Origin of the sequence: Bifidobacterium sp. ESL0790 (assembly GCF_029395435.1) — a bacterium.
GTDB lineage: Bacteria > Actinomycetota > Actinomycetes > Actinomycetales > Bifidobacteriaceae > Bifidobacterium.
In genome coordinates this window covers 1502276-1524317 of record NZ_CP113915.1, presented here as the reverse complement: position 1 = coordinate 1524317, position 22042 = coordinate 1502276, and the positions used below count along the sequence as shown (strand labels likewise).

Sequence of the window (22042 nt, the reverse complement as noted above, 5' to 3'; positions counted from 1 at the left end):
GGCGGCGTGCGATGATATGGCTCGGATTTCTGCCGTCACAGGAATGAACGCGCTTAGACTGTAGGGAAAGTTCAACGGAAACAAGGGGAGTGAATATGGCTGGCAAGGCATTGATTATCGTGGATGTGCAACCGACGTTCTGCGAAGGCGGGGAGTTGGGTGTCGAAGGCGGCACGGCGGTGGCCGAGCGCATCGCCCAATACGTGAAGGCGCATAAGGGGGATTACGCCTATATCGCCACCACCCAGGACTGGCATATCGAGCCGGGCTCTCACTTCTCGGACCATCCGGATTTTGTGGATTCATGGCCCAAGCATGGTGTGGCGGGCACGCCGAACGCCGAGCTCATGCCGCAGATCGCCGCACTTGGGGTCGAGCACCACTTCAAGAAAGGGCAGTATGCCTCGGCGTATTCGGGCTTCGAGGGTATTGAAGACAACACCGACCGTGTGCAGACCCGTGACGAGTTCGCCGAAATGCAGAAGGATGGCAAGACCTTGGCGCAGGGGCTCAAAGGTGCCAACGTCGACCATATCGATGTGGTTGGTCTGGCCGAGTCGCATTGCGTCAAGGAGACCGCGCTTGACGCCAAGAAGCTCGGGTACTCGGTCACTGTTTTCGAAGACATGACCGAGCCAGTGAGCAAGGACCAGGGCGTGAGTGCGCGCAAGCAGATGAGCGAGGCTGGAATTGAGTTGGCGCAGGGGCTTGCCGATTAGTTCTGAGGCTTGATGCCGTTGCTGGCGGTAAAGCGGGCTCTGACTTTGGCTTTGACGTGGATATTGGTGGCTTCGAGCTCGTGAACGTGTCAGTGGTTTGGAAAATATAGGTGATATGGAATGGCGAAGTGGTGAAAATGACCGAGGATGAATACCCGAACGACGAAGGACAGTTCGCCGTCCCCGACTTCGAGGACGACTGGGCCGAGGCTGATGTGGCCCCGTCCGAGGAGGACGAGGCGTGGGCCATGCACCTTCAGGACCTGCAACATGGTTCCGGAGGGACTTCGGTCCCGACTTCGTCTCCAGCACCGTCAGTCGCTACGCCTGTTGTCAAACCGGGGGCGCCGCTCGCCGCGCTGAAGCAGTATTTCGGGTACGATTCGTTCCGTGCCGGTCAGGAAGACCTTGTCGACGCTATCCTCAAAGGCCATGATGTGTTGGGCGTCATGCCCACCGGTGCCGGCAAATCCATTTGTTATCAGGTGCCCGCTACCATCCTGCCGGGGTTGACCATCGTCATCTCGCCATTGATTTCGCTGATGCGCGACCAAGTGGACGCGCTGAACGACGCGGGAATCGCCGCCGCGTTCATCAACACCACGCAAAGCGCCGACGAACAGGGCATGGTGCTGGCGCAGGCCCAGCGTGGGGATGTGAGGATGCTTTATGTGGCTCCGGAACGCTTGGAAACGCAGCGATTCCGCAACTTTGCCTCACGGGTCAACATCTCACTGATCACCGTGGACGAGGCGCACTGCGTCTCGCAATGGGGCCAGGACTTCCGCTCGTCCTATCTTGGCATTGGCGAGTTCATCGACTCGCTGCCGCAGCGTCCGACCGTAGCCGCGTTCACCGCCACCGCCACCGAGAAGGTGCGGCGCGACATCGTCAAATTGCTGCGACTGCGTCAGCCCAAGGTCACCGTCACCGGCTTCGACAGACCGAACCTCTATTTCGACATCATCAACATGCCGACGAAACGCAAGAACGTCTGGATCGCGAACTATGCCGCCGACCACGCCGACGACTCGGGCATCGTCTACTGCGCCACGCGCAAGGAGACCGAGGCGCTCGCCGAGGCGTTGAACAAGCGGGGAATCCCCGCCGTCGCCTACCACGGTGGCATGTCCGCCGAGGTACGCAACCAGGCGCAACGTGACTTCGTCACCGACAAGGTGCCGGTCGTCGTCGCCACCAACGCCTTCGGCATGGGCATCGACAAATCCAACGTCCGCTACGTCATTCACCACAACATGCCCGAGAGCATCGAGGCCTACTACCAGGAGGCGGGGCGCGCCGGCCGTGACGGCGAGCCGAGCCGATGCACCTTGCTGTGGAACGAGTCGGACATCGTCACCCGACGCAGGCTACTTGACATGGACTCCGACAATGATCGCTTGAGCCCGCAGGAGCAGGAGATCGTGCGCGTCAGCCACCGTCGATTGCTCAATGCGATGATTGGTTACTGCCGAACTACCGAATGTCTGCACCGCTATATGACCCGGTATTTCGCCGATCCGAACGGTGTGGAGACGGCCGCTGCGATGGGCGAGACGAACCAGCCTGACAGCGCCGGCGATGGGGAAGTGGCGAAAACCGCCGAGAATGAGAAGTGCGGCAACTGCGCGAATTGCGAAAGCACTTTCGAGACCATCAACGTCACCGATACCGCACGTGCCATCAGCCGGTGTGTGCACGACCTTCGCCAGAGTTTCGGCATGGGCAAGATCGTCTCCGTGCTGCGCGGCTCCAAGGCCCAGGATCTCCTCAACCGTGGGCTCGACCAAGTGCCCAGCTATGGCGCTTTGCACGATGTGCCCGACGCCCGTATCCGTGACGTGCTCAACCAGATGGCCACCGACCAATATCTGTTCATCTCCGAAGGCAGACTGCCGATCGTGCAGTTCGGAGTCCGAGCCGGTGAGACCGCCCAGCCTGATTTCCATTACGAGATCAAGCGCATCGAACGCCATGGCCGTTCATCGGCCACGACATCTTCGGGTGCCGCGTTCGGCTCCTACGACGCCGATTCCTCACATACGCCTGCTGGTTCATCGTTCGGCGACTACACGCCAAGCGAGGAGGACGAGGCCCTGTTCCAGAAGTTCCGTGAGCTGCGCCGTACCATCGCCAGCGAAATCGGCAAGCCACCCTACATCGTCTTCTCCGACAAGACCCTGCGTGACATGGCCCGCATCAAGCCCGTCACCGACGCCCAATTCCTGGCCGTCAACGGCGTCGGCGAAAACAAGCTCCACCTCTACGGCCCCCGTTTCATGGAGGTCGTTCGGTCGAACTAGTTGTTTGTGCCGGTGAGCAGAGATGTTAAAGGAACGCACATGGAATTTAACGGCGAATCTCAAAGCAATTCGAACCTCGAGGCCGTTCGCCGTGCCCAAGCCGATTTCGAAGGCGACGCCCAAGAGGCGGGATTGCGTGATGAGGATGACCTCATGGAGCTCATCAAAGAGATAAGAAAAGAAAGGGCAGTCAGGTTGTGGACAGAGTGAACTTGGCCATCCGAATGGCGTGCTAGAGTGACAACCACAAGCGCTGATCCGTTATCGGCGGGGAGCTTTCGGAAGAACGGTTGTGGCCTACACCATGGGCCGCGGACTTATTAGAACCGACGGGATGGGCCCGACACAGCCTGACTCAAGCGGTCGCGCTCGCAGACACTTCTCCAAGTGCCTGGGTCGCGACAAGCGAGGTGGTACCGCGGTGCCGGCGCGTGCGAACAGCGCGCTCCGAACATCGTCCTCGTGGTAGCAATGACCATCTGCCAAGCGAGGAGACAACGGTGAGCGAATCCACCAATTCCCATGTGTATCCCAAGGCGTCCGTAGGCGAGCAAGGCGCGCACGTCGCGCCGAACCCGAGCTTCCCCAAGATGGAGGAGTCGGTGCTCGACTATTGGGACAAGGACGACACCTTCGAGAAATCCATCGACCGCAACCCCAGCGGCGACCACAGCGACAACGAATTCGTCTTCTTCGACGGCCCGCCGTTCGCCAACGGCCTGCCGCATTACGGCCATCTGCTGACCGGTTACGCCAAGGACGTCATTCCGCGCTACCAGACCATGAAGGGCCGCAAAGTCAACCGCGTCTTCGGCTGGGACACCCACGGCCTGCCCGCCGAACTTGAGGCGCAGAAGGAACTCGGCATCGAATCGGTTGACCAGATCGAGGAAATGGGCATCGAGAAGTTCAACGACGCCTGCCGCAAGTCCGTCCTGAAATATACCAACGAGTGGAAGGACTACGTCCACCGTCAGGCCCGCTGGGTCGATTTCGAGCATGGCTACAAGACCCTCAACACCACCTACATGGAATCGGTGATGTGGGCGTTCAAGACCCTTTACGACAAGGGCCTGGCCTACAAGGGCTACCGTGTGCTGCCGTACTGCCCGAAGGACCGCACTCCGCTTTCCGCACACGAGCTGCGCATGGATGCCGATGTCTATCAGGACCGTCAGGACATCACCCTCTCCGTCGCCGTTAAGATGCGTGACGAGGACGACGCCTACGCCGTCTTTTGGACAACTACGCCTTGGACCGTGCCGACCAACTTCCTTATTGTCGTTGGTGAGGATATCGATTATGTCGAGGTCAAGCCCACCGAGGGCAAGTTCGCCGGCAAGAAGTTCTACTTGGGCAAGCCGTTGCTCGGTTCGTATGCCAAGGAACTCGGCGAGAACTATGAGATCGTCCGCGAGCTCAAGGGCAAGGAGCTGGTCGGCCGTCGCTACTGGCCGGTCTTCCCGTACTTCGCGGGGGATGAGGCTGAGTCCGAAGGACATATCCCCGGACCGAACGCCTACCAGATTCTCGCCGCCGACTACGTCGACACCGTCGAAGGTACCGGCATGGTCCATCAGGCTGTCTATGGCGAAGACGATATGAACACGCTGAACGCGGCCGGGGTCAATTGCATCGACGTGCTCGACGCCAGCTGCACCTTCACCGCCGATTGCCCGGATTACGAAGGCATGTACGTCTTCGATGCCAACCTGCCGATTCTGCGCAACCTGCGCAACGGCGACGGCCCGCTGGCCCGCATCCCCGAGGACCACCGCGCCCTGCTCTTCCAGGAGAAGAGCTACGTGCACTCCTACCCGCACTGCTGGCGCTGCGGCACCCCGCTGATCTACAAGCCGGTCTCCTCCTGGTTCGTCTCCGTGACCAAGATCAAGGACCGTCTGCTCAAGAACAACCAGTTGATCAACTGGATTCCCGAGAACGTCAAGGACGGCCAGTTCGGCAAGTGGCTGCAGAACGCCCGCGACTGGTCGATTTCCCGCAACCGCTTCTGGGGCTCACCGATTCCCGTGTGGGTTTCCGACGACCCGAAATACCCGCGCGTCGACGTCTACGGCTCGCTTGACCAGCTCAAGGCCGACTTCGGCGACTACCCGCGCGACGGCGAGGGCAACGTCAATATGCACCGGCCCTATATCGACAATCTGACGCGCGTCAACCCCGACGATCCGACCGGCAAATCGCACATGCACCGCATCTCCGACGTGCTCGACTGCTGGTTCGAGTCCGGCTCCATGCCGTTCGCGCAGTTCCATTACCCCTTTGAGAACAAGGAGTATTTCGAGCAGCACTTCCCGGCCGACTACGTGGTCGAATATATCGGCCAGACCCGTGGCTGGTTCTACGTGCTGCACGTCATGGCCACCGCGTTGTTCGACAAGCCCGCCTTTAAGAACGTCATCTGCCACGGCATCGTGCTCGGCGACGACGGCCAGAAGATGAGCAAGCACCTGCGGAACTATCCGGACGTCAACGGCGTGTTCAACGACTACGGCTCCGACGCGATGCGCTGGTTCCTTATGTCCTCACCGATTCTGCGCGGCGGCAACCTCATCGTCACTGCCGACGGCATTCGCGACACGGTGCGCCAGGTACTCCTGCCTGTGTGGAGCTCGTACTACTTCTTCACGCTCTATGCCAACGCAGCTAATGGCGGTAAGGGCTATGACGCACGTGCGTTGAAGCCTGAGGAAGTCGCCGGCCTGCCGCAGATGGACCGCTACCTGCTGGCCCGCACCCGCAGGCTCGTGGTGTCGGTTGAGCATGCGCTCGATACGTTCGCCATCTCCGAGGCGTGCGCAGCGGTGCAGGACTTCATCGACATGCTCACCAACTGGTACATCCGCAACAACCGCGAACGTTTCTGGGATGAGGATGAGAATGCCTTCAACACCCTCTACACTGTGCTCGAGGTGCTGATGCGCGTCATGGCACCGCTGGCTCCGATGGAATCCGAGTCGATCTGGCGTGGCCTGACGGGCGGGGAATCCGTGCATCTGGCCGAATGGCCGTTCGTCACCGTGCAGGACGAGGAATCCCACGATGTCGGCGCGACCGCAGAATCTGAATCCGAACTCGACCACGGCAAGGAGACCGAGCTGGGTCGCGTGCTGGTCGATGATCCGGCGCTGGTCGCCGCCATGGAGCAGGTGCGCGAGGTCGTTTCCGGCACGCTCTCCCTACGCAAGGCCAGCCAGATTCGCGTGCGCCAGCCCCTGGCCAAACTCACCGTGTTGGTCGACGATCCCGAGGCCGTCGCCGCCTACGACGACATCCTCAAGACCGAGCTCAACGTGAAGGACGTGGAGTTCTCCACACTCGCCGACGCGCCCAAGCAGGGCCTCAAGATCGTGCACGACCTCAAGGTCAACGCACGTGCGGCCGGCCCAAGGCTGGGCAAGCAGGTGCAGTTCGCCATCAAGGCGTCCAAGTCCGGCGACTGGCACGTCGATGAGTCCGGCGCGCCCGTGGTCGAGACCCCCGATGGGGACCTGAAACTGGTCGAGGGCGAGTACACGCTCGTCAACCAGGTGGAGGAGGTCGGCGCCAAGGACCGCGCCAACGACGTCTCCGCGGCGCTGCCCAGCGGTGGTTTCGTCATCCTCGACACCGAGCTCAACGACGACCTGATCGCCGAAGGCTATGCCCGCGACGCCATCCGCGCCGTGCAGGACGCCCGCAAGGCCGCCGATCTCGACATCGCCGACCGCATCACGCTGACGCTTGACGTGCCGGCCGCCGATGCGCCCAAGGCCGAGCAGTTCCGCGATCTGATCGCGCACGAGACGCTCGCCACCACGCTCACCATCAACGCCGACCCGACCGCCGACGAGCTGAAGGCCACCGTGGCCAAGGCGTGAGAAGATCCGCGGCGCGCGGATGACGAGTCTTATGCCTTTCCGTGTGCCGCTGGTTTCCCGATAGCGCCATAAGCAAACGGGTGGCTGGCAAACCGATGAGTATCGTCGATTTGCCAGCCACCCGTTTTGTTGTTTGAGTTTTTGCTTGAGCTATCTGTGTTCGAGCTGTCTGTATTTGAATAATCTCCCGTTCACATTATTTCTTGATAGCTCCGGGTTCGCCCGTGGCCCCGACCTTGGGCATCACGTTCGGGTTGCCGACATCCGCGCGCTCGATGCCGATGCTCCCGCAGAACTGCTCGGGTGTCTTGTCTAGGTTGCCGAAGACGTTGACCGGCCAGATGTGCCCATTGACCCGAATCGTCGGCGTGAAGAAGCTATGGGTGCCTTGGATCGTGGTGTAGAGCTCGGTGCGCTTGGCCGTGTATTCGGTCACCTTGGTGATGTAGTCCGCGTAGGTGCCTTTGACGGCGGCTTCGGCGACCTGCGGGTCCACTCCCGCCTTCACGGCCTGCTTGGCAATCTGTTCGTCGCTGACATCCTTGTATTTGTTCTCGTCGGGCTGGAAACCTTTTTCGAAGAGCGCCGAGACGAACGGCGCCACATGCTCGGGGTCGTGGGCCGAGACGTAGGCCACGGCGCTCGCGGTGCGTGTGGAATAGCGGTTGGTGGAAGGCGTGTCGAGGAAGTTGACGACATGGAATTCGAGATTGATCTGCCCGGCGTCCTGCAACCGGATGAGCGTGGGCTCGAGCTGGCGGGCCAGCTTCGCGCAATAGGGGCACAGGAAGTCCTCGTAGATCTCGACGGTGGGGGCCTGCGGGTTCCGTTTCGCCTTGTTATACGCCGGCAGACCGCCTTGCTTGGTGGCCCCAGCCGGTTTCTGCGAGACATTCTGCAACGCGGTGTAGGCCTCCGATAACGCCTGCGGGGAATTGGCGTCCTGCGCCTTCTGGTGGTTGCGCCAGGCGGTGACGCCGATAACCGCGATCAGGGCCACCACAATCACCGTGGTGATGGCGCCGATGATCAGACGCTGGTGGGATTTTCGGGGCTGAATGGTGCCTGTGGCGGTGGTGCCACTGGGGGATGATGGTGCCGAAGCCCGCATTTCGATGGTTTCTGGCTCGCTCTCGCTGGATTCGTCGGTGTCGTCACTGCTCAATGTCATTCCTTTTTCTTGTTGCGTCTCCTATCGACGCAATCAAACGATATAACAAGTTATTACAATAAAGGTAATACTATACAAAGAAAGAAATTTTGTCGTTTTATGAACATTTGCTGCGTATTTTCGGCGCTTGTTTGGCGACATTCTAATTTTGGGCGAGCAGGCTAAAAGGACAAGCTGGGAAGGCGGATTACGGGATTGCAGGTTGCTGATTGCCTAATTTCCGGGGGACTCGCCGTGGCGGGCAAACGTCAAAGCGTCGGTTATACTATTTAAGTGGTTGAAGCCAATACTTCAATGACGTTGCGCCCGTAGCCCAATGGATTAGAGCAGCTGACTACGGATCAGCAGGTTACAGGTTCGAATCCTGCCGGGCGCACCAATTAATCCGTGGAATCTCAAAGGTTCCACGGATTTTTCAATTCTTGGGCAGCGTTCCGCCGCCGCAACGTATGCCAAACGTATTTCCGACCGCCTGATTCGGCACTGCGACTGCGCATGCTCAACTGGTGTTTTCACGCACTGGTGCCGTGAGCCAGTGGGAAAAGCAGGGTTATAGGCCAAAATATTTGGTTTTAGAATCTGTTTTTAGGGTTGTTGGCCAGGAAACGTTCTCTAGTCGGTGGCGTTGGGGTATCTGGTGGCGGTGTGGAACTCGTTCCAGTCGACGCCAGTGCCGATGCCGGGCTCGTCGCCGGTCACCGCCTGTCCCGCGGCCGTCTCTTTCCTTGTCTTCTCGGCCTCCCGCCTTCTGTTCTCGAGGTATGAGTCGAGCAGGGTCCCGGTGTCGGGGTGCGGGCTCCTCGTGTAGCATTTCCATTCGCAGGCGCGCATCATGTGGGCGCGGGGCATGCCGCGGTGGTCGTCGAGCATGCGCTTGATGGGCGAGTTGATCCCGCCCTCGAGCCCGTTCGTGTCGCGGGGCACGGGCCCGCCGGCCAGGAGCGCGGGGTCGGTGTAGGCGAACAGGCTGCCGTCGCGGAACAGGCGCTCGAGCCTCTTGTAGCAGCGGCGGAGCCGCTCGTGCGTCCACCACCACTTCCGGCCCGCCCGGGCCTTCGGGTTCGAGGGGTCGCCTTTCGCGGTGGTCCTTTCGTTGACGGTGCCCCTCCACCGCTCATGCCACGCGTTGAGCGCCTCGCCCCAACGGGCCGCCTCCTCGGCAGTGTGCACCCTGAACAGCCGGTAGGACAGCTTCTTCAGTTCTTTCGCGGCCTGCGATTTGGGCTTGTGGGTGAGGTCGCGGTTCGTGTCGCGGTGCACGTGCGCCAGGCAGCGCTGCAGGCGGGTCCCCGGCCACTCGGCCGCGGCCGCCCGCTCCATGCCCCGCATCCCGTCGCTCACGAGCACGTCCGGTGCGGGCACGCCATGGAACAGGCCCCGGTACTCCGCGATGGACTCGTGGGCGCACCAGCGGACCCGCGCCACCAGCCCCGTCGTCCCGTCCATCAGCACCAGCAGGCACCGGCCGTTGACGTAGGTGCCGTCCGTCTCCAGGACATGGCTCTTCATTTCGGGCATGGGGATCACCGGGGCGACCCGCCAGCACCAGGCGCGGTCCCGCCTGAACGAGCGCCCCTCCTCGGCCAGCGTATGGCCGCCCAGCAGGCGGGCGAGGAACGAGTCCAGCTCGCGCAGCATCGCGGCGCGGCCCCTCGCGTTGCGCGGCACTCGGTTGACCGAGCATTCCGGGCAGCGCCACCGCTGCCGGCCCTCCGGTGTCCTGCCGTCCTTCTTCATCCGCCCGCCGCACAACGGGCACCGTCTCGCCTGCCTCGACCTCGTCCTCATACCCCAAGAATCGACACGGCCACGCCCTTCTTATCGGGACGGCAAAAAAGAACAGGACGAAACACCTACTCCCACAAGGCCAAACCCCGGTTATAAACCAAATATTTTGGCCTATAACCCGAAAAGCACCAAAACGGCCCCGAAAAGGTGCTTTTCTCCACACTGGTACCGTAAATCAGTGGGAAAAGCACCAAATGAGCCCTAAAAAGGTACTTTTTCCGCAGTGACGGTGACGGTGTGAATCAGGCTTGGAGGAGGGCAGTGAGCCCACCTCGTATCCCGCTCAGAGGAACTTTTTCTGGATCGGCAGTGCCTTGCTGTGGTGGCCGATCGAGGGCATCACGGTCTTGTCGCCGACCTGGTCCTCCTCGAGCCCCAGCGACTGGATGAGCGTGGGCGTGACGTCCTGGAGCGAATGGAGCCGCCGGTACTGCCACATCGTGCCGTTGATGCAGATGGTGGGCGTCGAGAAACGGTGATCGCCGCGGATGTCGACGAAAAGCTCCTTGCGCAGCACTGTGTATTTGCTGGCTTTCTCCACGAAATCCTTGTAGGTGCCGTCGGTCGAGTGTTCGGCCACATCCCGCCGCACGCCCGCTTTGATGGCCTGATCGACGATTTGCTGGTCAGTGATGTCCTTCTTGTTGTCATTGTTCGGCTGGAAACCTTTGTCGTAGAGCTGTGTGACGAAGTCGAGCGCCTTGCCGGGCTCGTGCGCTGCGACATAAGCGAAGGCGCTGGCCGAGCGGATGGAATAGTGATGTTTCGATTTGGCGTCAAGGAACGTGACCGGATGGATGTAGAGGTTGATCTGCTTGGCCGCCTGCAGCTTCCTGAGCGTCGGGGAGATCTGCTTGTCGAGGTCGGCGCAGTTCGGGCACAGGAAGTCGACGTAGAGATCTACGTCAGGGGCCTTGGGGTTGTAGGCGCTGGCGGGGAATGTCGGCACCCCGCCCTGCTTGGTGGAATGCGCGGGTTTCTCGGTGACCGATTGCAGCTGGGAGTAGGAGCGCTCAAGGCCATGCTGCTTGTTCCAATAGGCGAATCCCGCGGCGATGACGATGACGACGACCAGGACCGCGGCGACGGCGCCGAAAATCACCTTGATACGGTTGCCGGAGGTCGGTTTTGATGCCGTTACGGTTTCGGTCTGCGCGTTGGCTGCCGAGTCGGTCGGAGCGTTAGGCACGGTATTGGTTGCGGCGTCGGTCATATCGGCGGAATCGTACGTGTCGTTCGTCTGTCTGGAATCCTTCGTGGTGCCCATATCGCCTTCCCCTAGCCGTGATGTCGCCGCTACACTTCGCCGGTCATCGGTTTGTGACTACTGTCTTACTTTTAGCGTACTCCAAAAAGAGGAAAGTTAACAAAACAAATGTTCGGAATCTTCATGTTTCAGCGGTTGATGTCAATGTTTGCAGTGTATTTATGGCACGAATTCGATGGACGGATGGTGAGATTGCGGTGGAATGGAATGAGACGCGAGAATTCGGATGCGAAGGGTGGGCGATAGGTGGGCGAGTGGCGGTGTGATTTTTTCATTCTTGGGGATGATTGTCTCGTTCGCGTCGTGCATTTAGACTTGGGGTTTCGGAGAGAACGTCGCTGGTGGCGCTTGGTTTGATGGTTGGTGTGATTCCTTGGTGCTATTGGTTTCCTGGGATTATTGCCGAGCCGAAGTGCGATTGCTCGTGAAAGGCGAGTGACGGTAGGGAAGTTGACGGCGGTGTCTGAAAGAACGAATGCGAAATAATAACCCCAAAATAAACGATAATCACGGCGGAAAACGGAGTGGAGGCGAAACAGACATGGAAACGAATGGCAACAATGGTAAGCGGACGCTGGAAAACAAGGAAAATTTGAGAGGTACGAAAAGCTTGAGCGATATGGAAAATATGGGAGTTTTGGGAGAAACGAACCAGACGGTAGACACGAACAAGGTGCTGGCTACGGAAAGCGCGAATCGCGCGGCGGCCGCGAACAGCACCGTGGCGACGCGCTCACGACGCTTCGGCCTGACAACCTTCGACATCAAGATGATCGGCGTGGTGCTGATGGTGGTCGACCACGTCCACCAGATGTTCGCCTCCCAGGGTGCCCCGAACTGGCTGGACTGGTTCGGCAGGCCCGTGGCGACGCTGTTCTTCTTCGTCAGTGTGGTCGGTTTCTCGCACACGCACAGCAAGAAGGCCTACATGGTGCGGCTTTACGTGTGCATGGCGCTTATGGCCGTCATGGATTACGTGCTGCAGCAAACCGTCAACTACGACGGCGCGCAGCTGGTCAACAACATCTTCCGCGACCTGTTCATCGGGACGATTTTCATGGCCGCCGTCGATTGCTTCGAGATCGCGTGGAAGCGGCGGGGGAATAGGACTCTCGCTGGCTTTGGTGGTGGCGTTGGAGCTGGAGCTGGTGCGCGTGGCGGCGACGAGCGCATTGGTTCCGCGCATGGTGTCGTCGCAGGTCGCAACGCTATGGCTGGGGCCGGATCTGGACCAGTGGCGAACCCCTCTGCCGTCAATCAGGATATGGTGCACGCAAGCAAGCATGCCGGCGGCGTTACCAGAGGTTTCCGTGTTAAGAAGACCTTGGAGGGCTTGCTGCTTCTGGCTTTGCCGTTCATCCTCTCGCTCGCGCTGCTGCCGTTCATGACCCATGCGAACGGTACGGAAAGCGGCGCGATGCTCTGGATTCTGCGCGCGCTGACCGCCCTCGATCCCGCGATCCTGCTGGCCGAGAACACCGTCATGGTGCTGCTCATCCCGGTGATGTACGCGCTGCGCAACGTGCGCCACAGCCTGGTGTGGCAGAGCGTCGCGATCGCCGTGGTCGCCGCCGGCTACGCGCTCATCGGCCAGACCCAGTGGATGATGATCTTCGCCATCATCCCGATCCTCCTCTACAACGGCCAAAAGGGCCGCGGCGACAAGTACTTCTTCTACATCTTCTATCCCGCCCACATCGCCGCCCTCTACCTGCTGGCGAGTGTGGTGTGAGAAGCCGAAAATTGGAATCGTTTAAGCTCCCCCCCCCTATCGCTAAATGACGTGCGTTTAGCGCTAGAGGTTTATATAAGAGTTATTTCCTAGTATTAGTAAGGATTTTTTATTTTTATTTTTGTATTAATCGAAAATAAAAAATTGGAATGATGTGAAAAGTTTTGCAATTAATCCTGTGTGTTTTCCGGAATAGCCTGGTACTTTAGGTATAGACGAAAGGCAGAAATACGTGAATACTCCAATACCTATTATTGATTTGTTCGCAGGTCCAGGCGGACTAGGTGAAGGATTTTCCTCTTTACGTGATGATGAAGGGCAACGTATTTTCCAGATTGTCATGTCCATTGAAATGGAACAATCGGCACGCAAAACATTGAGATTGCGGTCGTTTTTCAGAAAAATCTTCGATGTTAACGGCGTAATTCCTCAAGTTTATTTGGACTATATATCGAATCCGAGCGCTGAAAGTTTGAAAGCCCTCAAGGAAAAGTTTTCTAATGAATGGCTGGCTGCAGATAAGGAAGCAGTTTTAGGGACACTGGTTGAAGGCGATGATACATTCGTTCAAGAAGCTATTAAAAGACTAAATACTTTTTCTGGGGTGGAAAATTATTCAGGTCCTAAAGTCATCATTGGTGGACCTCCGTGCCAAGCATATTCCTTGGTTGGTCGGTCTCGAAGAGCACATGATCCTGATTTGGAAAAAGATGTGAAGCAAACGCTCTATAAGTGCTACTTGAGCTTTATTCACGGTATTAAACCCGAAATCTTTGTAATGGAGAATGTAAAAGGTATTTTGTCGGCGAAACTTCACGATGAAGGCGTTCTGGGCATGATTCGTGCTGATATCGAAGAAGCTGGATATACGATTCATTCTTTAGTGACTGCCGATCCTGAAACATCCTCGGATTATGTCGTTAGGGCTGAGAAATTTGGTGTACCTCAAAAACGCCATCGCGTTATTTTGTTGGGTATCCGTAATGATCTTGATGTCGAACCTTTACTGCTTTCAGAACAATCTAAGCCAAAAACGCTTCGCGAAGCTTTATTGAGTATTCCCTCGTTAAGAAGTGGTTTTTCGCATCGCGTCAAGAATCTTGATAACGAAACTTGGAGTGAGTATGTAGTTAAAGCGGCTAAAAAAGTAGCTCACTATTGCCGAGATGAAGACCTTAGAGAGGTGCTTAAACAAATTAGTAGTTCAGAATTGCCAAAGAGCATGAGTCGTAACTGTATAGAAGCAGACACTTCAAATGAATTAACAGATTGGTACAGAGGAAGGCTCGATGCAGTTGATTCAAATCTTCTTACCAATCATAATTCCCGCACACACATGGCTAAAGATCTTGATAGATATCTATTCTGCTCGGTCTTTGCAAGTGTCAAAGGGAGAACAGCCAAGTTAGACGATTTTCCGACATATCTTTTACCTGAGCATAAAAATGTGATGGATTCAAAAAACCATCTAAAGGATGTTGAATTTTCTGACAGGTTTAGAGTTCAACTCTATGATTCGCCGTCAACAACCGTAACGTCTCATATTTCCAAAGATGGGCATTATTTTATTCATCCCGATTACAAGCAATGTCGTAGTCTAACCGTGAGAGAAGCTGCAAGGCTGCAAACTTTTCCAGATGATTACTTCTTTGAGGGGAATCGAACTTCCCAGTTCCAACAAGTGGGTAATGCGGTTCCTCCATTGTTGGCAAATCAAATAGCTAAGATTGTTGCTGATTGTTTTGATGTTTCTGCAAATGATTATTTCGACACAAAAGCAGAAAAAGAAAAGAACTTGGCGCAGGACAAACTATTCTAATTTGTTATACTTAATTGTGTAGTTGTGAGACTGGAGTTGTGTAATGGCGCAGAAAACTATCCGTCTTGATCCCGAGCCTGGGATTCTCATCGAGAGTCTTCGTGACATCGGCTATTCGTTTAATAGTGCGCTTGCTGACATTATCGATAATTCGATTACTGCACAGGCTAAGAATATTTCAATTGTTGCCCTTCCGATTAGAGAATCTTTCCGAGTGTCCATTGTTGATGATGGTTTTGGTTTAAGTCACGATGATTTGCTGCGTGCGATGAGGCTAGGGAGTTCAAATCCTCGTTGGAAACGTGAGGAAAGTGATTTGGGAAGATTTGGTCTTGGATTGAAGACTGCTTCATTTTCCCAATGCAGGAAACTAACAGTGGCTTCGAAACAGGAGGGGCGGATAGCTGCCTTCACTTGGGATTTGGATGCCGTTGAAGATAAAAATTCTTGGTCAATTATAGAACGCACTGATGTGCAAAATATTTATGGGTTAGATTTTCTCGGGTCTTCTGGAACGTTAGTTCTATGGGAGAACGTTGATCGTCTTACAGGGAGTAATGGGTCAGGTAAAGTTGACTATGAACGAGTGATTAGTGAGTCTCAGGATTACTTATCGTTGGTGTTTCATCGTTTTATTGCTGGTGAACCAGGAGTAGATAAAGTAGACATTTGTATGAATGGTCTTCATCTGAAAGCTTTAGATCCGTTCAATACTAAGAATAAGGCCACACAGACATCTCCTGAAGAAGTTGTCTGTCCTGGGGTAAAGCTGCGTTCATTTACATTGCCGCACATATCTACCTATGAAGATAAGTACGAGTATGAACGTTATGGATTGCCTGGCGGATATCTTAAAAATCAAGGAGTATATCTATACAGAGCAAAGCGTTTGATTATTTTTGGTACTTGGTTTGGGTTAGCGAAGAAGACGGCGCTTACTCAATTAACAAGAGTGAAAATTGATATAGACGCCGATCAAGATGAGATTTGGAAGATAGACGTTAAAAAAGTATCAGCGCAGATGCCTGAAATCGTTCGGAAAAGAGTGAGAACACTTATCCGAACGATAGGTGCTCCTTCGCGAAAAGTATATCGTCAACGCGGCGCTCGTTTAACCAGTCCGAATGCGTATCCAGTCTGGAATCGCATTCAAAATGATACTGGTATAACCTATGGAATCAACACTGCGCATCCGTTAGTAGTTGCGTTTCGAAATAGTTTAGATCCAAGTTTTCAAGGACAATTTGATTCCTTGGTTGCCTTTATTGGAGCGATGCTGCCAACTGAGGCATTATTTTACGATTTATCAAATAATGCTGAATCTGTACATACTGAAATCATGCAGAGTGAGCAGTTTAAAGATAATGTCTGTTCGTTCTTTGCTGTTCTAAAACAATTTAAGGATGACGATACAGCAATAAATGTCATGAAATCTATAGAACCATATAAATCACATTGGGAAGAGGCATTGTCAGCTTTGGGAATCGAGGAGAAATGAAAACAGTAGAAGAATTGCAAGAGTGGATTAATGGGAATGTGCGTAGGCAACTAGTTAAGGATGAACTAAACGATACAAATCATTCTGCGACCGAGGAGCAGATTGAAAAATCGTTTCATGAATGGTTTTATATCTCAAGAGTTTTTTCTGAGACAAAGAACATCGTTGTTCATGATGATGAACGATTTATCTCCCGACTTATAGAAACGTACAAAGAAAAAGAATCTTATCTTAAGCGGGTTGGGTTTGTTTACCAAGATGGTGGTTATACACCATGGGTTGCAGCTGCTAAACAAGACAGCAATAACGATTGGTTTTATTGGGAGCGATATAAGCGTTATTTAAGAGAGACGAAGCAATGGTCTAAAAATATTGTTGAATCCATGGACAAGGATACTGATCACATTTTGGATCATCTCGGGAATCCTAAGGATGAAAAGGCCTTTGATAAAAAGGGTCTTGTTGTCGCTTCGGTTCAATCTGGTAAAACCGCAAACTATATTGGCCTAATATCGAAAGCTGCCGACGCCGGGTACAAAATAATTATTGTTATGGCTGGAATTTATAACGTGTTGCGAAATCAGACGCAGGTTAGGATTGAAGAAGGTTTCGTCGGTTATGATTTGGTCAGCGATCATTACGTTGGGGTTGGCCAATTGGATGGCGATTATCCTGCCCGCCGACCATTTTTAGGAACATCAAGACAAAGGGATTTTAATCGGAACACAGAAGATGTAATGCGTGGTCTGACTTCCGGTCATTTATCTGAGCCTTCCGTATTTGTTATTAAGAAGAACGCAAATTCGTTGAGTGAAATTCTAATTTGGCTTCAACGGAACTGTAAAAAAGATACGCCGCTCTTGCTTATTGACGATGAGGCTGATAATGCGTCAATTAACATTAAATACGATAAAGATAAAGTTTCACGAATTAATGGTCAAATTCGTAAGATTCTTAATCATTTCCATGGCAGAAGCGCTTATGTGGGGTACACTGCAACACCTTTTGCCAACGTGTTAATTCAATCAGATGGCGATGATGAAGGATATGGCTCTGATATTTTTCCAAGCGACTTCGTATACACCTTGGAAGAATCTTCTGATTACTTTGGGGCAGAGAAAGTCTTTGGAGATATTGATGAACCAGAGCAAAAATATCTTCGTTTTATAAACGACGATGAAGCAAAATCATTGCTGCGTTACAAAAGTGGAGACTCGATAACTGAGCTGCCTGAGACGCTAGAAGAGGCGATTCGCTCATTTGTGATTGCTTGTTCGATTCGTATTCTATCTGGTGATGGTAACGAGCATATGACAATGATGATTAATGTCTCTCCGTATAGGAGCGTGCAACGTTCTGTACGGTACCTTGTTGGCGATTATTTGGATGTTTTAGTGAATGCCATTCATTCGTATTCTCAGCTTCCCTCCGCAGTGGCTTTGGAAACATCATGTGTTTTGAAAGCTTTGAAAGAGACATTTGAAAAAGAATACTCAGTGTATGGCTATTCTTGGGAGCGTGTTCAAGAAAAATTATCGGAAGCTGTATCGTTACCAATGACGGTAGTGGAGATTAATTCCCAATCTACAGATGCGTTAGATTATAGTTCATCTCCTCAACGTGTAATAGCTATTGGTGGATATCGTTTATCTAGAGGTCTTACACTTGAAGGCTTGCTGGTTTCGTATTATTCACGAAACGCACGGGCATATGATGCGTTGATGCAAATGGCAAGATGGTTTGGATATCGGCAAAACTATGAGCATCTATGCCGTATTTGGATGACAAGACAGTCTGCGGATTGGTATGCGTTTATAGCAGAAGCTACAAAGAATCTCATTGATGATTTGCGAGCGATGTGCTCGGCGAGTTCCACTCCACGACAGTATGGATTTAAAATTCAAAGTAGTCCAGATTCGTTAATGATAACCGCTAGAAATAAAATGGGCGCCGGCGAACAAGTTGAGACAGTTCCAGTGCAATTGGATGGAAAATTTGTTGAGACAGCAGCTTTTGATCGTGATGAAAAGACGATTCGTGAGAATCGCGCTTTAACTAAAGATTTAATAACGAAAATTACGCAGGAAGGTTATATGCCGGATTCTTCATATAAAGGTTCAGGCATCTTGCTTCGTGATATACCTTGTGATGATGTGAAGGAATTTATAAGTTCGTATCACAATTCGCAGCATTCTGCAAAATCAGAACCTGGCTACATTCTTAGACATATAGATAAACTGGAAAATCTAGGCGATAAATTGTGGGATTTATATATTCCAGATGGTTCTGATTCGAGCGAGTATTCGATTTTGGGTAGAACTCAACATAGAGAACAGCGAACTCCTGGACGTGCTACTGATTTAAAGACGGTTTTTGTTGGCAATAAGCAACGTTTATCTAGTAGAGGTATCGATAAGGTTGTGCTGACTCCTGAACAACAGGAGGCGGCAAGAGCAGAGTTCTTAAAGGACAATCCAGACAAAAAGAACGTTCCCGATGTTTATTATCGCAGACAAAACCCGAGAAAACCACTTTTAATACTCCATCCTGTTGCGATTCGAGTCGGTAAAACTACAACTGGGTTCGAATATTCAGCTACTAGCTGGCCTTCTAAGGACTACGTAGAAATTGTAGATGGATGGAGTGTTAGTTTCCCAGTCCGCGGCATTGAGGATGAAAAAAGTTATGTTTATAACGATGTGTTAATAAAACAAAGTCGGCAAATACTTTCTGAACAAGAGATCGAGAATGATGAAGATGACGAATCAGTTTGAAAATCCTTGGGAAGAGTTAGCTGTTTCACCTTCGCCGGATTATTTTACTAGTCGTAAGGTTTCAAAAGATATTAACTTCATGGAACTTCCTATTCAATGGGCTGTTTCGTCGCAGGGCCGAAAAACCTTATTGGTTCAATATGACGAATCTGAAGATTCCAATACCGCTTTGCCCAATTTAAAAGGACTGCGTATCGGCGAGAATAAACAACAACATATTCTTGTACTTGAGCTTCTAGACGATAGTATGAGTGACGCTTTTTTGAAAGTATGCTTGGATATCATCGAGACAATGCAGTTGTCAGGGGCTTCTGAACGGAGATTTGCATGCATCCTACGACTTGAGAAGTGGGAATATTTCTTCAAGGAAGAACGGCATGGTCTTGGCTTCAAGGCTCAGAAAGGACTGATTGCAGAACTTGTATGTCTTAAAGAGATTGTGATTCCTAGATTCAATTCAAGATTGGCTCTCCAAAGCTGGAAGGGACCTGAAAAGGGGGTGCATGACTTTGTTTTTGGAGAAACGGCCATAGAGGTTAAGTCAAATCAGGGTGCGAGCACGCCTAATGTAATGATAAGTTCTGCTAGTCAGCTTTCAGTTGATGATTCAGAAACACTATTTCTTTATGTTGAACCTGTAATTCCTGGGGCTTCCGACAAGGCCCTTAGTCTTACAGGCTATGTTGAGGAAGTCAGAAAATTGATTACATCGCCTCTCGACAATTTTGAATTTGACCGAAAACTTGCCGCTGTAGGATACTTTGATTCTGACGATTATTCCCCAACAAAATGGAGTTGCGGAGAGCCTAGGATTTTTAGTATTTCGGCGGATTTTCCTAAAATTGATGAAGAGTATTTGAACCCAGCGATTCAAAATATAACTTATACAGTTAATCTAGATTATTGCTCTAAATTTGAAGTCGAGAAAGAAAGCTTTTACCAGTCGATAGGAGAATTAAATGTCTGATTCTACCGAGGAACTTGAGGAATTTGGACAGGAGTTTTTCTCTGATGTTCTCAATGACGCTGAAGAGGGGAACTGGGTAGAAGATTCGTTCTTCGACAAATTCAGTGATTATTTAGTCGATGCAGGGGAATTCGATACAGCTGAGCGTTCGAGTTATCAACCCGCGAATGGTCAGATTAGGGTTGATGGTTATTGCGGTGATCCGATTGAAAATAGCTTGGATGGAAGTGTTGATGGGCCACTTACATTAGGTTTAATTATTCTTAATGTTCATCAAGGCACAGATTTGCAAACGCTAAGCAACAGAGATATGGAGACTAGTTTTCGGCGATTGTTGAGGTATCTTAATAGCGCGTTGAAACCAGAATGGCGAAGCTCATTAGAATTTTCAGACCCTGGTGCTCAGTTGGCTGATTTAATTGCGACTAGATGGTCTCGTATTACCAAAATTAAACTTTATTTGCTGACGAATAAAGTTCTGAGTGGGCGTGTGGATGGTAAAAAAGCCGGAACTTTTAATGGACGCTCCGTTGTCTACAGCGTTTGGGATTTAAAACGGCTTCATGCTGTAGATAAATCTGCCTCAGATCGTGAGCCTTTGCATATTGATTTTGAAACTGATGGATTAAGGCCGCTTCGAGCATTGCTGGCCAGTTCGAAAGAAGCTGATCCTCAAGTGTACCTAGTTACTGTTCCAGGCCTTGATCTTGCAAAAATCTATGACCGTTGGAGTGAAAGACTTCTTGAACAAAATGTCAGGGTATTTCTGCAAGCTCGGAGCAATGTTAATAAGGGTATCAAACACACTTTGGAGAATGAGCCTGAACTATTTTTTGCTTTTAACAACGGTATAACCGCTACTGCAGAGGAGGTTGGAACGAAGATTGCTCCTAATGGCCTTCTCATTGATACGTTGGATAATCTACAGATTGTCAATGGTGGACAGACGACTGCATCAATTTATTCTGCGTATCGGGCAGGCAAAGATTTAAACAATGTATTTGTTCAGATGAAATTATGCATTGTCGACCCCAATAAGTCCGGGGAACTTGTGCCTAAAATTTCCGAATATGCGAATAGTCAGAATAAAGTTTCTCAGGCGGACTTTTTCGCTAATCACCCGTTCCATAGGAGGATGGAAGAATTCTCACGTCGTATTCTGGCTCCTGCCAAAGAAGGTACTTTCCACCAGACTAAGTGGTTCTATGAAAGAGCTCGTGGACAGTACAATGATTCGCAAGCTTTTATGTCTCGTAGCGAGAAGAAAAAATTCTTGGCTGAATATCCTAAAACTCAAAAATTTGCCAAAACTGATTTGGCAAAGTATTTGCTAGCTTGGACAGATAAGGTGTACTTCGTGAACCGAGGTGCGCAAAAGAACTTTGCTGAATTTGCAAAGGATGTCGCGTCTGAATGGGAAAAGAACGATAGGCATTTTAATGAATATTTCTACAAGCAAGTAATCGCCAAAAAAATAATATTCAACGAGACTGAAAAAATCATTCCTCAAATGGATTGGTATGAAGCTGGAGGGTATCGTTCACAACATGTTGTCTTGACGATAGGATTGATTGCAGAAGCTGCAAGAAAACTTGGTAAAAGTGTTGATTTTGAACGTATCTGGAATGCTCAAGAGTTAGATGAGCCTTTTAGAGAAACTATACGTAAAGCTGCTGATGAGGTGCATCCGGTGCTGATGAATCCGGGAAGTGGATACCGCAATATCAGTGAATGGGCTAAACAGCAACGTTGTTGGGAGGCTGTTAAATCTATTGACGTTGAATGGGACGTCGATTGGTTGTCAGAGCTGATTTCACCGGATGAAGAAAAAACGCGTCAGCATGAAAGTACTAAAGATCAAAAAGAGATTAATGGTATAGAAGCAACAAAAGCTGTCGTGAAAGCGGGGCCGGCTTTTTGGAAAGGTGTGAGCCAATGGCTTGTTGATGAGAATGAAGGGACGGCAAAAGAAAGGGGCTGCGTAGAATACGCGGCGGCAATGCCTAAAAAGCTTCCGAGTGATAAGCAAAGTATGGTGATTGTCTCTCTTATGCAACGATTGGAAAAGGAAGGTTGTCCATATACCCTGAGTTTAAGCTAGGACGCTACATTTCATCGCAATG

Annotated in this window: 13 protein-coding genes and 1 tRNA gene; 11 read left to right on the top strand and 3 right to left on the bottom strand. The window is 52.1% G+C overall.

Annotation, left to right across the window (positions count from 1 at the left end):
- Positions 1–95: 95 nt before the first annotated feature.
- From OZY47_RS05660 to ileS, 4 genes are all read left to right on the top strand, one after another.
- Positions 96–719: an isochorismatase family protein gene (locus OZY47_RS05660; protein WP_277177380.1), complete on the top strand. Its 624-nt coding sequence runs from the start codon at positions 96–98 to the stop codon at positions 717–719.
- 419 nt (positions 720–1138) lie between these two features.
- Positions 1139–3022: a RecQ family ATP-dependent DNA helicase gene (locus OZY47_RS05655; protein WP_277179179.1), complete on the top strand. Its 1884-nt coding sequence runs from the start codon at positions 1139–1141 to the stop codon at positions 3020–3022.
- A 39-nt stretch (positions 3023–3061) separates the two neighbouring features.
- A complete protein-coding gene (locus OZY47_RS05650; protein ID WP_277177379.1) occupies positions 3062–3232 on the top strand; it encodes a hypothetical protein in 171 nt (56 codons plus the stop codon).
- Between the two features lie 290 nt (positions 3233–3522).
- Positions 3523–6903 carry a mupirocin-resistant isoleucine--tRNA ligase gene (gene ileS, locus OZY47_RS05645; protein WP_277177378.1) on the top strand — a complete coding sequence of 1127 codons (3381 nt, stop codon included), beginning with the start codon at positions 3523–3525 and terminating at the stop codon, positions 6901–6903.
- A 196-nt stretch (positions 6904–7099) separates the two neighbouring features.
- Here ileS and OZY47_RS05640 read toward each other — a convergent pair whose 3' ends face one another.
- Complete coding sequence (locus OZY47_RS05640; RefSeq protein WP_277177377.1) at positions 7100–8074, bottom strand: thioredoxin domain-containing protein; 975 nt, start codon at positions 8072–8074, stop codon at positions 7100–7102.
- A gap of 302 nt (positions 8075–8376) precedes the next feature.
- Between OZY47_RS05640 and OZY47_RS05635 the strand changes: the two genes are divergently transcribed.
- Positions 8377–8453, top strand: a tRNA-Arg gene (locus OZY47_RS05635).
- A 233-nt stretch (positions 8454–8686) separates the two neighbouring features.
- Here the strand turns inward: OZY47_RS05635 and OZY47_RS05630 are convergent.
- Complete coding sequence (locus OZY47_RS05630) at positions 8687–9862, bottom strand: IS1249 family transposase (protein ID WP_277177376.1); 1176 nt, start codon at positions 9860–9862, stop codon at positions 8687–8689.
- Positions 9863–10145: 283 nt separating this feature from the next.
- Positions 10146–11129: a thioredoxin domain-containing protein gene (locus tag OZY47_RS05625; protein WP_277177375.1), complete on the bottom strand. Its 984-nt coding sequence runs from the start codon at positions 11127–11129 to the stop codon at positions 10146–10148.
- Positions 11130–11757: 628 nt separating this feature from the next.
- On the opposite strand from OZY47_RS05625, the gene OZY47_RS05620 reads away from it, so the two are divergent.
- The 6 genes from OZY47_RS05620 to OZY47_RS05595 all read left to right on the top strand — a co-directional run bounded on the left by OZY47_RS05620 (position 11758) and on the right by OZY47_RS05595 (position 22020).
- Positions 11758–12861 (top strand): TraX family protein, encoded by a 1104-nt coding sequence (locus OZY47_RS05620; RefSeq protein ID WP_277177374.1) that lies wholly within the window; start codon positions 11758–11760, stop codon positions 12859–12861.
- Between the two features lie 232 nt (positions 12862–13093).
- Positions 13094–14680, top strand: coding sequence for a DNA (cytosine-5-)-methyltransferase (dcm, locus tag OZY47_RS05615; protein ID WP_277177373.1), 1587 nt, complete (start codon positions 13094–13096; stop codon positions 14678–14680).
- A 43-nt stretch (positions 14681–14723) separates the two neighbouring features.
- Positions 14724–16178 (top strand): ATP-binding protein, encoded by a 1455-nt coding sequence (locus tag OZY47_RS05610; protein ID WP_277177372.1) that lies wholly within the window; start codon positions 14724–14726, stop codon positions 16176–16178.
- Positions 16175–18952, top strand: coding sequence for a Z1 domain-containing protein (locus tag OZY47_RS05605; RefSeq protein ID WP_277177371.1), 2778 nt, complete (start codon positions 16175–16177; stop codon positions 18950–18952). Before OZY47_RS05610 ends, OZY47_RS05605 begins: the two co-directional genes overlap by 4 nt.
- Entirely contained in the window at positions 18927–19919 is a 993-nt protein-coding gene (locus OZY47_RS05600) for a PD-(D/E)XK motif protein (RefSeq protein WP_277177370.1), read from the top strand. The genes OZY47_RS05605 and OZY47_RS05600 overlap by 26 nt, the downstream gene beginning before the upstream one ends.
- Positions 19912–22020: an AIPR family protein gene (locus OZY47_RS05595; RefSeq protein ID WP_277177369.1), complete on the top strand. Its 2109-nt coding sequence runs from the start codon at positions 19912–19914 to the stop codon at positions 22018–22020. The genes OZY47_RS05600 and OZY47_RS05595 overlap by 8 nt, the downstream gene beginning before the upstream one ends.
- Positions 22021–22042 lie beyond the last annotated feature (22 nt).

Excerpts from the sequence above, each read along its gene's own strand:
- OZY47_RS05660 (WP_277177380.1), top strand. The coding sequence starts at position 96 with ATGGCTGGCAAGGCATTGATTATCGTGGATGTGCAACCGACGTTCTGC.
- OZY47_RS05650 (WP_277177379.1), top strand. The coding sequence starts at position 3,062 with ATGGAATTTAACGGCGAATCTCAAAGCAATTCGAACCTCGAGGCCGTT.
- OZY47_RS05640 (WP_277177377.1), bottom strand. The coding sequence starts at position 8,074 with ATGACATTGAGCAGTGACGACACCGACGAATCCAGCGAGAGCGAGCCA.
- OZY47_RS05630 (WP_277177376.1), bottom strand. The coding sequence starts at position 9,862 with ATGAGGACGAGGTCGAGGCAGGCGAGACGGTGCCCGTTGTGCGGCGGG.
- OZY47_RS05625 (WP_277177375.1), bottom strand. The coding sequence starts at position 11,129 with ATGGGCACCACGAAGGATTCCAGACAGACGAACGACACGTACGATTCC.
- OZY47_RS05620 (WP_277177374.1), top strand. The coding sequence starts at position 11,758 with ATGGGAGTTTTGGGAGAAACGAACCAGACGGTAGACACGAACAAGGTG.
- OZY47_RS05610 (WP_277177372.1), top strand. The coding sequence starts at position 14,724 with ATGGCGCAGAAAACTATCCGTCTTGATCCCGAGCCTGGGATTCTCATC.
- OZY47_RS05605 (WP_277177371.1), top strand. The coding sequence starts at position 16,175 with ATGAAAACAGTAGAAGAATTGCAAGAGTGGATTAATGGGAATGTGCGT.
- OZY47_RS05600 (WP_277177370.1), top strand. The coding sequence starts at position 18,927 with ATGATGAAGATGACGAATCAGTTTGAAAATCCTTGGGAAGAGTTAGCT.
- OZY47_RS05595 (WP_277177369.1), top strand. The coding sequence starts at position 19,912 with ATGTCTGATTCTACCGAGGAACTTGAGGAATTTGGACAGGAGTTTTTC.